Origin of the sequence: Mycobacterium numidiamassiliense (assembly GCF_900157365.1) — a bacterium.
Lineage (GTDB): Bacteria > Actinomycetota > Actinomycetes > Mycobacteriales > Mycobacteriaceae > Mycobacterium > Mycobacterium numidiamassiliense.
This window is the reverse complement of record NZ_FUEZ01000004.1, coordinates 1,867,977-1,880,913: the sequence shown is the minus strand read 5'-3', so window position 1 is coordinate 1,880,913 and position 12,937 is coordinate 1,867,977. Positions and strand designations below refer to the sequence as shown.

The 12,937-nt window shown below is 67.4% G+C and carries 10 protein-coding genes and 1 riboswitch; of the genes, 7 read left to right on the top strand and 3 right to left on the bottom strand.

Going from position 1 to position 12,937, the window contains the following annotated elements; all coding sequences use genetic code 11:
* Positions 1-107: 107 nt before the first annotated feature.
* Both MNAB215_RS17590 and pruA read right to left on the bottom strand, forming a co-directional pair.
* On the bottom strand, positions 108-1,076 hold the full coding sequence (locus MNAB215_RS17590) for a proline dehydrogenase family protein (protein WP_077079968.1): 969 nt from the start codon (positions 1,074-1,076) through the stop codon (positions 108-110).
* Positions 1,076-2,707 carry an L-glutamate gamma-semialdehyde dehydrogenase gene (gene pruA / locus MNAB215_RS17585; RefSeq protein ID WP_077079967.1) on the bottom strand — a complete coding sequence of 544 codons (1,632 nt, stop codon included), beginning with the start codon at positions 2,705-2,707 and terminating at the stop codon, positions 1,076-1,078. The genes MNAB215_RS17590 and pruA overlap by 1 nt, the downstream gene beginning before the upstream one ends.
* Positions 2,708-2,790: 83 nt before the next feature.
* On the opposite strand from pruA, the gene MNAB215_RS17580 reads away from it, so the two are divergent.
* Both MNAB215_RS17580 and MNAB215_RS17575 read left to right on the top strand, forming a co-directional pair.
* Positions 2,791-4,386, top strand: coding sequence for a PucR family transcriptional regulator (locus MNAB215_RS17580; RefSeq protein WP_108637651.1), 1,596 nt, complete (start codon positions 2,791-2,793; stop codon positions 4,384-4,386).
* 110 nt (positions 4,387-4,496) lie between these two features.
* Entirely contained in the window at positions 4,497-5,642 is a 1,146-nt protein-coding gene (locus MNAB215_RS17575; RefSeq protein WP_425436542.1) for a glycosyltransferase, read from the top strand.
* A 5-nt stretch (positions 5,643-5,647) separates the two neighbouring features.
* On the opposite strand, the gene MNAB215_RS17570 is transcribed toward MNAB215_RS17575, so the two are convergent.
* On the bottom strand, positions 5,648-6,082 hold the full coding sequence (locus MNAB215_RS17570; RefSeq protein WP_077079965.1) for an SRPBCC family protein: 435 nt from the start codon (positions 6,080-6,082) through the stop codon (positions 5,648-5,650).
* A 128-nt stretch (positions 6,083-6,210) separates the two neighbouring features.
* Between MNAB215_RS17570 and stf0 the strand changes: the two genes are divergently transcribed.
* The 5 genes from stf0 to MNAB215_RS17545 all read left to right on the top strand — a co-directional run bounded on the left by stf0 (position 6,211) and on the right by MNAB215_RS17545 (position 12,914).
* Positions 6,211-7,014, top strand: coding sequence for a trehalose 2-sulfotransferase (gene stf0, locus MNAB215_RS17565; protein ID WP_077082102.1), 804 nt, complete (start codon positions 6,211-6,213; stop codon positions 7,012-7,014).
* The gene (gene cysD, locus MNAB215_RS17560) at positions 7,011-7,925 is read left to right on the top strand and encodes a sulfate adenylyltransferase subunit CysD (protein ID WP_077079964.1); all 915 of its coding nucleotides are present in this window, start codon (positions 7,011-7,013) and stop codon (positions 7,923-7,925) included. Before stf0 ends, cysD begins: the two co-directional genes overlap by 4 nt.
* Complete coding sequence (gene cysC, locus MNAB215_RS17555; RefSeq protein ID WP_077079963.1) at positions 7,925-9,841, top strand: adenylyl-sulfate kinase; 1,917 nt, start codon at positions 7,925-7,927, stop codon at positions 9,839-9,841. Before cysD ends, cysC begins: the two co-directional genes overlap by 1 nt.
* 80 nt (positions 9,842-9,921) lie before the next feature.
* Positions 9,922-10,095: riboswitch (M-box (ykoK) riboswitch) on the top strand.
* A gap of 343 nt (positions 10,096-10,438) precedes the next feature.
* Positions 10,439-11,602, top strand: coding sequence for a PPE family protein (locus MNAB215_RS17550; protein ID WP_077082101.1), 1,164 nt, complete (start codon positions 10,439-10,441; stop codon positions 11,600-11,602).
* 193 nt (positions 11,603-11,795) lie between these two features.
* Positions 11,796-12,914 (top strand): YeiH family protein, encoded by a 1,119-nt coding sequence (locus tag MNAB215_RS17545; protein ID WP_077079962.1) that lies wholly within the window; start codon positions 11,796-11,798, stop codon positions 12,912-12,914.
* Positions 12,915-12,937 lie beyond the last annotated feature (23 nt).

The following is a 12,937-nucleotide window of genomic DNA, read 5'->3' as shown; positions in this document are numbered from 1 at the left end:
CGCTGGCGGCTTCGAGTGTGCGCTGGCGGCTTCGAGTGTGCGGCCACGGCGGTATTCGGCCGATTTTCCCGCCCTCAGCGCACACTCGACGCCCTGAGCGCACGCGCTCAGTGACCGCGCTGGGCCAGCGCGCGCAGGAAGAACGTCAGATTGGCCGGGCGCTCGGCGAGCCGGCGCATGAAGTAGCCGTACCACTGGGTGCCGAAGGGCACGTATACGCGCACCTGATTGCCGGCCGCGGCGAGCCGGCGCTGTTCGTCGTCGCGAATGCCATACAGCATCTGGTATTCGAATTGGCCTGCGCTACGCCCGGATTGGCACACCATAGCCGGTACCGCGCCGATGATCGCCGGGTCGTGCGAGGCCACCATCGGATAGCCCGAGCCCGCCATCAGCGCCCGAAGGCAGGCCAGGTACGACTCGGTGACCTCGTCGGGGTCCCGGTAGGCCACCGATGCCGGCTCGTCGTAGGCGCCCTTGCACAGCCGGATCCGGGCCCCGGACGCGGCGAACTCCTCGCAGTCGCCCAGTGTGCGCCGCAGGTAAGCCTGCAAAACCGTGCCCAGCCAGCCGAAGTCGGTCCGCAGGTCACCGACGATGCCCAGCGTCGAATCGGTCGTGGTGTGGTTTTCGGCGTCGACCGTCACCCATACACCCGCCCGCTGCGCGGCATCGCAAATCGCCCAGGCATTCTCGCGCGCGATCTTGTCGCCGTCGCGCGACAGCGATTGCCCCAGTGCAGACAACTTGACCGAGACTTCCAGCGGGCGCACACCGGGCCCGGCGGGATCGGCGCAGCGGCCCAGTCTCTCGATCAGGTCGAGGTAGGTGCGCACGGCCGCATCGGCGTCTCCGGCGTTGGACACGTCTTCCCCGAGGTAATCGATGCTGACGAAGCGACTCGAATTGCGCAGGACCGCAACGCTATCGAGTGCTGACTCGATCGTCTCCCCCGGCACGAAGCGGTGCACCACCCGGCGGGTGACCGGCAGCCCTTCGGCGGCCCGGCGCAGTCCCTGGCGCCGGCTGGCCGCCATGATCGCCGGCCGCAGCGTGTTGGCGAAGACGCCGGCCATCAGTCGGATCCCATGTGCGGGTAGGTGTGTTGGGTTGCCGGGACGAAGGTCTCCTTGATGGTGCGGGCCGACGTCCAGCGCAGCAGGTTCAGCACCGATCCGGCTTTGTCGTTGGTGCCCGAGCCGCGCGAACCCCCGAACGGCTGGCGACCGACCACGGCCCCGGTCGGCTTGTCGTTGACGTAGAAGTTTCCCGCGGCGAACCGGAGCCGGTCCTGCGCTCTCAGCACGGCTTCGCGGTCGTCGGCGATCACCGCACCGGTCAGCGCGTAGCGGGATCCGGTGTCGATGACGTCGAGGATTCGCTCGTAGGAGTCGTCGGGATAGACATGCACCGACAGCAGCGGCCCGAAGTACTCGGTCGCGAATGCCTCGTCGGTTGGATCATCGGAGAGCAGGACCGTGGGGCGCACGAAATAGCCGACGCTGTCGTCGTATTCGCCGCCCACCGCGATGGTGACCCCGGCCGCACTCTTGGCCCGTTCGATGGCGTTGACGTTCTTGGCGAACGCCCGCGCATCGATCAGCGCGCCGCCGTAGTTGGTCAGATCGGTGATGTCGCCGTAGCGCAGTGCGGCGGTCGCCCCCAGGAAGTCGTCTCCCATCCGCTGCCACACCGAATGTGGAATGAACGCGCGCGACGCGGCCGAGCACTTCTGGCCCTGGTAGTCGAAGGCCCCGCGAATCAGGGCGGTGGACAACACATCCGGGCGGGCCGAGGCGTGTGCGACCACGAAGTCCTTGCCGCCCGTCTCCCCGACTAGCCGTGGATAGCTTTGGTAGCGGCCGATATTGGTGCCCACCTGCTGCCACAAATGCTGGAAGGTGGCCGTCGATCCGGTGAAGTGAATCCCGGCCAGCCGCGGATCTGCCAGTGCCACCTCGGACACGGCGAGTCCGTCGCCGGTGACCAGATTGATCACCCCGGGCGGCAACCCGGCGGCCTCAAGCAGCTGCATGGTCAGATAGGCCGACAACGTCTGGGTGATCGACGGCTTCCACACCACCGTGTTGCCCATCAGCGCGGGCGCCGTCGGCAGATTGCCGGCGATGGAGGTGAAGTTGAACGGGGTGATCGCGTAGACGAAGCCGTCCAGCGGGCGGTAGTCGCTGCGGTTCCATTCCCCCGGGCCGCTGATCGGCTGTTGCGCGAGGATCTGACGGGCGAAGGCCACGTTGAATCGCCAGAAGTCGATCTGCTCGCACGGCGAGTCGATCTCGGCCTGGTAGACGGACTTGGACTGACCGAGCATCGTTGCGGCGGCGATCTTCTCTCGCCACGGACCGGCCAGCAGGTCGGCGGCGCGCAGGAAGATCGCGGCACGCTCGTCGAAAGGCATTGCGGCCCAGGCATTCTTAGCTCGCATTGCGGCCTCGATCGCCGCTGTCGCGTCGGCGTGCAGGGCGTTGGTCAACGTGCCCAGTGTGTCCGCGTGCCGGTGCGGCGCGACGACGTCGATGCGCTCACCGTCGCCCATCCGGTGTCGACCGCCGATGACGTGCGGGAGGTCGATCGGATGGTCGGCCAGCGCCGCCAGTTCGGCGCGCAGCCGGGTGCGTTCCGGGGAGTGCGGGGCGTAGTCGTGGACCGGCTCGTTGGCCGGCAGGGGAACCTGCGTGATCGCGTCCATAGTCCCAGGGTCCTCGCCGCCGAGCACCGATCTGTTGGATGATCAGACAAGATATATCGCCCGAGGTAGTACGATCAGACAATATGTGGATGCCTGGTGTCGGCCTGGGCCAGTTGCTGCTCGCGCTGGACGCGACCCTGGTCAGCCTGGTCGACGCCCCGCGGGGCCTGGACCTTCCGGTGGGGTCGGCGGCGCTGATCGATTCCGACGACGTCCGCCTGGGCATGGCGGCGGCCGCGGGGTCCGCCGATGTGTTCTTTCTGCTGGGCGTGACCGACGACGAGGCGCTGGAGTGGATTACCACGCAGGCGCGTGACCGTGCGCCGGTGGCGATCTTCGCCAAGGAGCCGTCGCAGGCGCTGGTGACCAGGGCGGTCGCGGTCGGATCGGCGGTGGTGGCCGTCGAGCCGCGGGCCCGCTGGGAACGGCTGTACCAGTTGGTCAATCATGTGCTGGAACATCACGGGCAGGGCGACCCGGTGGACGACTCGGGCACCGACCTGTTCGGCTTGGCGCAGTCGCTGGCCGACCGCATCCACGGGATGGTCAGCATCGAGGACGCCCAGTCGCAGGTGCTGGCCTATTCGGCCTCCAACGACGAAGCCGACGAGCTGCGCCGGCTGTCCATCCTGGGCCGGGCGGGCCCACCCGAGCATCTGGAGTGGATCGGCCAGTGGGGCATCTTCGACGCGCTGCGCGCCGACAACGAGGTGGTGCGGGTCGCCGAGCGCCCGGAGTTGGGCCTGCGCCCGCGCCTGGCCATCGGGATCTACCACCCGTCGACCGGCCCACGGCGGCCACCGGTGTTCGCCGGCACCATCTGGGTCCAACAGGGGTCGGCGCCCCTGGCCGACGATGCCGACGACATGATGCGCGGCGCGGCAGTGTTGGCCGCCCGCATCATGTTTCGGTTGGCGGCGCGGCCGTCGACGCACGCGCGGCGGGTGCAACAACTGCTTGGCCTGACCGACGGTGAGGCGGTCGATGTGGCCGGCATCGCCCGCGAACTCGGTCTGCCCGCCGAGAGCAATGCCGCGCTGATCGGCTTTGACAGCGCGGACAGCGGACCTCGCCACCCTCGGCTGACCGATGTGCTGGCGTTGAGCGCCAGCGCTTTTCGGCGCGACGCTCAGGTCGCCGCGCAGGGTTCGCGCATCTATGTGCTGCTGCCACAGACCGCGACGACCCGGTCGGTCGCGTCGTGGGTGCGCGGCACCATCAGCGCGTTGCGCACCGAGCTCGGTGTGCGACTGCGCGCGGTCATTGCCACACCGGTGGCGGGATTGGCCGGGATTGCCGCGGCGCGCGGCGAGGTCGACCGGGTGCTCGACAGCGCTGAGCGACACCCGATTTCGATCGGGCAGGTGACCTCGCCGGCCGAGGCACGAACCACGGTGTTACTCGACGAGATCGTCACCTTGATGGGCACCGACGAGCGGCTGGTCGATCCACGAGTACGGGACCTGAGCGCCGCGGATCCGATGCTGGCCGAGACGCTGCGGGCCTATCTGGACGCCTTCGGTGACATCGCGGCCGCCGCAATGTTTTTACAGGTGCATCCCAACACGGTTCGCTACCGGATTCGCCGGATCGAAAAGCTGTTGTCGACCTCACTGTCCGATCCCGAAGTGCGGCTGTTGTTTTCACTGGGGCTTCGGGTACTCGAGCGGTCGGCCTAAACTTTCGCGCGAGACCGTTGTGGGTTTGCAGCGTGAGCTTTTCGGCGTGCCACTCAATTCGTCGACTGTGACGGCCCGATCGGGTTAGGGTTGCGCCGATGAGAGTTGCCATGGCCGGCTATGGAGGCAGTCGCGGGGACGTCGAGCCACTGGCCGCCCTCGGCCGGGAGCTGGTGCGCCGGGGACACGAGGCGCGCCTCGGTGTCGACCCGATGATGGTCGATTTCGTGGAGTCGATCGGCCTCGAGGCGGTCTCCAACCTGCCCGAGTTGTGGGCAATGGGCGACGGAGGGCTCCAACTGATGGAGCGTTCCCGGCGGGCCATGATCGGTTGGGCCGAGACGCTCAGCACGCTGGCCGATGGCGCCGACCTGCTGCTGGTGCTGCCGTACTTGGAGCGCACGGGTGCCAATGTGGCTGAGCACTACGGCATTCCGATGGTGACGCTGCACTTCTTCCCAGCGGCCGATGCGCGCCCTGACGGCTTGACTGAGCACATCATGAACGAAGCAGAAGACGCCCAACGCCGCGCACTGGGCCTGCCGGAGGTGCACCAGACCTCGACGCGACGGGCGTCGCTGGAGCTCCATGCCTACGACGTGTTCCCTTTTCCCGAGTTCGCGGCCGAGCGGGCGAAGGACGACAGTCGGCGGTCTGTCGTCGGCGCGCTGACCCTGCAACTGCCCACGGACGCCGACGAGGACGTCTTGTCGTGGATAGCGCGCGGAACGCCGCCGATCTACTTCGGCTTCGGCAGCATGGAGGTCCCGTCGCCGGCCGAGACGGTCGCGGTAATCAGCGCGGCGTGCGCGCGGCTGGGCGAGCGCGGGCTGGTCTGCCTGGGCCCGAACCACGCCACCGACATACCGCATTTCGATCATGTCAAGGTTGCGAGCTCGGTGAACCACTCGGTCATCTTTCCGGCGTGCCGCGCGATCGTGCACCACGGGGGTGCCGGCACCACGGCCGCCGGCATGCGGGCCGGAATACCGGCGTTGATCCTCTGGTTCTCCGCCGAAGACCAGCCGATCTGGGCAGACGTGGTGACCCGGCTGAAAGTCGGTTCTGGACGTGCCTTTTCAGACTCCACGCTGGATTCACTGACCGACGATCTGCGTTCGGTCCTCACCCCGCAATGCGCCTCGCGGGCCCGCGAGGTCGCCGCCGCGATGAGCGATCCCGCCGCCAACGTCAGCCATACCACCGACCTACTGGAGCAGGCGGCCCGGGTCAGGCGCGACAGCTCATCGCGCTGAAACCCTCAGCGCTCCAACGCCTTTGCGCAGCCATCGAGAATCGCCCGGAAGCTGGAGCGGAAGATGGGCAACGTCACGGCCTCGGTGAGCTTGCCGCCGCCGAGCGCGGGAACGGTGTACCCGGTTGCCCAGGTGACGTCAGAGCCGTCGCCCGACGGCGTCACGGTCACGGTCCCGCCCTCGTGGTTGGCCGGCGGAACCGAGCGAATGACGCGGTAGGAATAGCTGCGCGGGGCGTCCCAACCGGTGATCTCTTCGCGCAGCCACGCCCCCAGCACAATCACCTCGCGTCTCGCGCCGACGCTGGGGCCCGACACGCCATTCACCCAACCGGCTCGGAGAAACAACGGCGCTGCGGTCAGGTTGACCGGGTCGGTCAGCCAGTCGAATACCCGTTCCGGTGGAGCGGCGATCGTGCGTCGGACCTCAACCTGAACCATGGGAAACACCCTAGCCGCCACGGCGTCCGAGCGACCGCTCACTGCCCCCCGGAATGCGCACGCTTTACGATCACCGTGAATGCAAATCCACAGGTTGCAGCGGATTTTCGTCCGGTTAGTCTGCTGTGGTGACCGAAAGTCCGTCGTCGTATTTGGTGCTGGCGTCACAGCGCAGCGGCAGCACCCTGTTGGTCGAGTCGCTGCGGGCCACCGGCGTTGCCGGCGAGCCCCAGGAATTCTTCCAATACCTGCCCACCACGAGCCAATCCCCGCAGCCGCGGGAGTGGTTCGCCGACGTAGAAGACGAGTCGATCCTGAGCCTGCTCGATCCGCTGGACGAAGGGAAGCCGGACCTCGCGCCGCCCGAGATCTGGCGCGACTACATCCGCACCGTCGGCAGAACACCCAACGGCATCTGGGGCGGAAAGCTGATGTGGAACCAGACGCCGCTGCTGCTGGAGCGGGCCAGTGGCCTGCCCGATCGGTCCGGCACCGGCCTGCTGTCCGCGATCCGCGATGTCGTCGGTGAAGACCCGCTGCTGGTCTATGTCTATCGGCCCGACGTGGTGTCGCAGGCGGTGTCGTTCTGGCGGGCGGTGCAAACCCGGGTCTGGCGCGGCAGGCCCGATCCGGTCCGCGACGCGCGTGCCACGTATCACGCGGGGGCGATCGCCCACGTCATCACCATGCTGCGCGGCCAGGAGCAGGGTTGGCGGAATTGGTTCGCCGAAGAAGACGTCAAACCGATGGAAATTCCGTATCCGGTGTTGTGGCGAAATCTCACCACGGTGGTGGGCTCCATCCTCGAGTCACTGGGGCTCGACCCCAACCTGGCGCCCGAGCCGGTGCTGGAGCGTCAGGCCGACAAACGTTCCGACGTTTGGGTGGACCGATACCGGGCCGATGCCGAACGAGAGGGGCTACCACTATGACGGTGACCGAGGAACGGCGCGTCGACGAACTGCGGCTGCTGGAAGCCGAAGCGGTGCATATCATCCGCGAGGTGGTCGCCGAGCTGGAACGGCCGGTGCTGCTGTTTTCGGCGGGCAAGGATTCAATCGTGCTGCTTCGCCTGGCGGAGAAGGCGTTTCGACCGCTGCCGCTGCCATTTCCGGTCTTGCACGTCGACACCGGCCACAACTTCGACGAGGTGATCGAGTTCCGCGACCGCCGGGTCACCGGCGAAGGGCACAAGCTGATCGTCGCGTCGGTGCAAGAGTCGATCGACAAGGGCCGGGTTCCCGACCCCGGTCCCGGGGCCTCGCGCAACCGGGCACAGACCCGCACGCTGCTCGACGCGCTGGAAGCCGACGGCTTCGACGCGGCGTTCGGCGGTGCGCGCCGCGACGAGGAGCGCGCCCGCGCCAAGGAGCGCATCCTGAGCTTCCGCGACGAGTTCGGTCAGTGGGACCCACGCGCTCAGCGCCCCGAGCCGTGGTCGCTGTACAACGGCCGCATCAAGAAGGGTGAGCAGGTCCGGGTGTTCCCGCTCAGCAACTGGACCGAGCTCGACGTCTGGCGCTACATCGAGCTGGAAGACCTTGAAATACCGTCGATTTACTACGCGCACGAGCGCGACGTTTTCGAGCGCGACGGCATCCTGCTGGCCGTCTCGGAATACGCCACGCCGCACAACGGGGAGACCGCGGCGACGGAGTGGGTGCGCTATCGCACGGTGGGCGACCTGACCATCACCGGGGCGGTCCGGTCGCGGGCCACCGACATCGCCGGGGTGATCACCGAGATTTCCGCGGCCACGGTGTCCGAGCGCGGCGAGACCCGCGCCGATGACCGAACCTCGGCCGCCGCCATGGAAGACCGCAAGCGAGAGGGCTACTTCTGATGACCAGCACCGAGAAGGCCGCCGAAAAAGCCTTGCCGGCCAAGGACATAACCCGTCAGCTGCTGCGCATCGCCACCGCCGGTTCGGTGGACGACGGCAAGAGCACCCTGATCGGGCGGCTGCTGCACGACACCGACAGCCTGCCGCTGGACCACCTGGAGGCCGTCACCGACGAAGAGGGTGTCGCCGATCTGGCGGCACTATCGGACGGTCTGCGCGCCGAACGCGAACAGGGCATCACGATCGACGTCGCGTACCGCTTCTTTTCCACCGCCACCCGCAGCTACATCCTGGCCGACACCCCGGGACACGAGCGTTACACCCGCAACATGTTCACCGGCGCCTCCAACGCACACGTGGCCATCCTGCTGGTCGACGCGCGCGCCGGGGTGCTGCGGCAGACCCGCCGGCACGCCAGGATCGCAAAACTTCTGGGCATCAAGCACTTTGTCGCGGCCGTGAACAAAATCGACCTGATCGACTTCGACCAGGCCGGCTTCGCCGAGGTCTCCGACCAGCTGCGGCAACTGGCCGCACGCCTGGGCGAGGTGGACATCACCGTGATCCCGCTCGCGGCCAAGCACGGCGACAACGTGGTGCACCGCTCCGACCGGACGCCGTGGTACAGCGGCCCCACCCTGCTGGAGTACCTGGAGAGCATCGAACTGGCCGCGCCGCAGGCCGAGCCGTCGCGGCTGCGACTGCCGGTGCAATGGGTGTCGCGGCCGATCGCCGATGTGCGCCGCCGCTACACGGGGCGCCTGGCGGCCGGAACGCTGTCCGTCGGCGATCCTGTGGTATCGCTGCCCGCCGGTACCCGCTCGACGGTGACCGCACTGGACACGCTCGACGACGACCGCGCCACAGGGGTTGCGCCGCTGTCGGTTTCGATCGAACTGGCCGACGACATCGACGTGGGTCGCGGCGATGTCCTGGTCAGCGGAGCCGAAGACGCCACCCTGCCGGTGCTGGCCCGCGAGTTGCACGCCACCGTGTGCTGGTTCGTCGACTCCCCGCTGCGGGCCGGCGACCGGGTGGCCCTGAAACAAACGACCAAGACCGTTCGCGCGACCGTGCAGGAGCTGCATTCGCGCCTGGATCCCGAGACGCTCGACGAACTCGATCAGCCAGTCGAGCTGACGCTCAACGACATCGGCACGGTGACGCTGCGCACCAGCTCGGTCGTCATCGCCGACCCTTACACCGACAACCGGGACAGCGGCGCGTTCATTCTGATCGACGAGACCACCAACGACACCGTCGGCGCGGGCACCATCATCGAGGCGCGCGAGATCAAGCCGGGCACCCACTCCCGCACCGATATCCGCTGGCATCCCTCGGCGCTGGACCGCGGCCACCGGTGGCGCACCACCGGACAGGCCGGCGCGACCATCTGGTTCACCGGCCTGCCCGCGTCCGGCAAGTCGACGATCGCGGTCGCCGTCGAGCGGGCCCTCGTCGAATCGGGGCGGGTGGCCTACCTGCTCGACGGCGACAACCTACGCCACGGCCTCTCCGACGACCTGGGCTTCTCCCCTGGCGATCGCACCGAAAACATCAGGCGTGTCGGGCATTTGACTCGGCTGCTGGCCGATGCCGGCGTGGTCGCGCTGGCCTCGCTGGTGTCTCCGCTGCGGTCGGACCGCGAGACGCCCCGTGCCCTCAACGACGCCGCCAAGCTGCCGTTCATCGAGGTCCACGTCGCCACCTCCCTGGCCGAATGCGAACGCCGCGATCCCAAGGGCCTGTACGCGCGGGCGCGCAAGGGCGAGCTGAAAGGCCTCACCGGCGTAGACGCGCCCTATGAGCCACCCGAGGCCGCCGATCTGGTCGTCGACACCACCGGCGCCGACATCGACGATCTCGTCGCTCAGGTGATTGCGCTACTCGACGAGCGCAGTCCACGCGCAACCTAGGCACACCGTAACGTAACCAACAGGTTTCGTAATCTGGTATGCGGTTGACGACCCGCCGCATCGGTGTCAGCATTGCCGGGTATGCACCTCGCTAGGTGAGGCGTCTGCATGGATACAGGCCACTGACCTTGAACGTCGAAAGACGCCACGGGTCAGGACAGCTCTTCCCGGCACAAGGGTTGAGCCCAAGTGGCTTCCGGATGAGATTCCGGATACGCCGTGTAGTGCCAAAGCTCTGACGAGAGGGGTGCGGTGCCCGATTAGCTTGTCGGGCAGTCACACTCCTTCGTGCGATCGGATCGGCGCCCCTGCGCGCCTTGGCCGCGAGGAGGTGGTAGCGACGTCAAGTCCTGGTGATAGTCGCCCCCCGAGATCGGTCGCGGGCCCGCGGTCCCGCATCCTTTCCACGCTCTGAATCGGCCACTGCCGCTTCGTAAATCCATATTGAACGCGCGTCGTTGGCACGCGCGGATTTCGCACGCATTGGCATGCGCACACACGCGGTTCATTCCGCCCCTCGCAAGGAGAAAGACCGATGGTGATCGCCACCAGACAGCCGGGAACACCATGGAGAACGGAGCGCTCGCAGTGACCGCGATGCTTGACTTCGGTGCGCTTCCCCCGGAAATCAATTCCGGGAAAATGTATTCCGGCCCGGGATCGGCATCGATGTTGAGTGCCGCGGCCAACTGGAGCGATCTGGCGAGCGAATTGCGCTCGCACGCGGCATCTTACGGATCGGCCGTGTCGGGCCTGGCCAGCCAGGGCTGGCGGGGGGCCGCGTCGTCGGCCATGGCGGCCGCGGCCACACCGTACGTCGTGTGGATGAATACCACTGCCGCACAGGCAGAGCGGACCGCAGAACAAGCGTCGGCCGCCGCGGCGGCTTACGAGGCGGCGTTCGCGTTGACCGTCCCGCCCCCGGTGATCGCGGCCAACCGCACCACTCTGGCGACGCTGATCGCGACCAACACATTCGGGCAGAACGCCTCGGCGATCGCCGCGACCGAAGCCCAGTACGGCGAGATGTGGGCACAAGACGCCGCCGCGATGTATGGCTACGCCGGCCAGTCGGCGGCGGCCACCCAGCTGCCGTCGTTCGACCCGCCGCCGCAAACGACCAACTCTCAAGGACAGACGGAACAGGCCGCCGCGGTCAGCCAGGCCGCGGGCTCGTCGGCAACGACCGAAACCCAGGCGAGCTTGTCGCAAGCCACGAACTCGGTTCCCGCGGCCTTGCAGAGCCTGTCCACGCCGGCGGCCACCACGACATCCAGCTCGTCCATCTGGGATCCGAACGCCAACTTCTGGAACACGGTGAGCTCGACCGGAGCCTTCAACCCGTCCCAGATCGTCACGGCCTGCACAGCATCGACGCTCGGGGGCAGCGGCGCGAGCAGCATCGTCGGTGACGGGGCGCTGAGCAACTTCGCGACGTTGACGTCGTCGTACAGTGCTGGTGCGCAAGGACTCTCGGGGCTCGGCGGAACCGGGACCTCGATGTCGGCCGGGCTGGGACAGGCGGCATCGATCGGGCATTTGTCGGCGCCGCCCGCCTGGGCCGCGACCGCACCACCGCCAACTCCCGTGCAACCCGCGTTGGCGACGAGCCCGATCAGCACCCCGGCGCAGTCCGCGGCCGGCACGCCGGGAATCGCGCCTGCGACGCTGGCCCAGCGCCCGACAATGTATGCCGCCCTGCCGGATAACCGATTTCTGGATCGCCCGCCGATGGTGCCGCGATGGCCGTCCACCGGATAAGACGCAGCTCAACCTAGATTCAGGGCGATCTAATCACTTGGTCTGCGGGGCTGCGCACGCCACTATGCGTGCGTGAGTGATTGGCGAGAGCGAGCCGGCTCGATATCGCTGGACTGGTGGGCGACCCTGGTCGCCGGCGTGATTGTCGCGTTGGCGGTGGCCAACGTACTGCCGAGGATTCCGTGGTGATCGCATGAGCACCACGGAGATCGAGGCCGACGAAGCGCTGGACGAGCCGACCTTCACCAGCAGGCAGCCGCTGGACTACGTGCCGGGCGTTCTGTTGCTGATCGTGGTCGGGCTGCTGGGCAAATATGCCCAGATCTGGTGGAATGCACTGGCCAAGCACGAACACTGGCGGGTGCCCGACATCGAATATGTGTTGTGGGCCATCGTGATTGGGCTCCTCATCACCAACACCATCGGTCTGCATCGGATTTTTCGGGCGGGCGTGCAGACCTACGAGTTTTGGCTCAAGGTCGGCATCGTGGTGCTGGGCGCACGGTTCGTGCTCGGCGACATCGTCAAACTCGGCGCGCTTAGCCTGGTGCAGATTCTGCTGGACATGGTGATCGCGGGGACCGTCATCATCCTCGTCGCGCGCGCATTCGGTCTGTCCGGCAAGCTGGGCTCGTTGCTGGCGATCGGCACGTCGATCTGTGGCGTGTCAGCCATCGTGGCCGCCAAAGGCGCCATCCGCGCGCGCAACTCCGACGTCGGCTACGCCATCGCGGCGATCCTGGCCCTGGGCGCCGTCGCGCTGTTCCTGTTGCCGCCGTTGGGGCACGCGATCGGCCTGACTGACCGCGAGTTCGGCCTATGGGCGGGCCTGGCGGTCGACAACACCGCCGAAACCACCGCCACCGGCTACCTGTTCTCCGACCACGCCGGAAAGATCGCCGTCCTGGTCAAGTCCACCCGCAATGCGCTGATCGGGTTCGTCGTCCTGGGTTTCGCGCTGTACTGGGCCGGACGCGGGCAGGCCGACGCGATCGCGCCCGGCGCAAAAGCCAAGGCCGCGTTCGTCTGGGCCAAGTTCCCGAAGTTCGTGCTGGGCTTCTTGGCGGTGTCGGCGATCGCCACCGCGCACTGGTTGAGCAAGGGGCAAACCGCCAACCTCGCCAACGTCTCGAAATGGGCGTTTCTGCTGACTTTCGCCGGTGTCGGGCTCAACACCGATATTCGCCAAATCGCACGCACCGGGTGGCGCCCGCTGGTCGTCTCTGTGATCGGGCTCACTGTCGTGGCCTCGGTTTCGCTGGGCATCGTGCTGCTCACCTCGCGCGTATTGCATTGGGGCGTAAGCGCCTAGCGCGGCCATCCGGGGCGGACGGT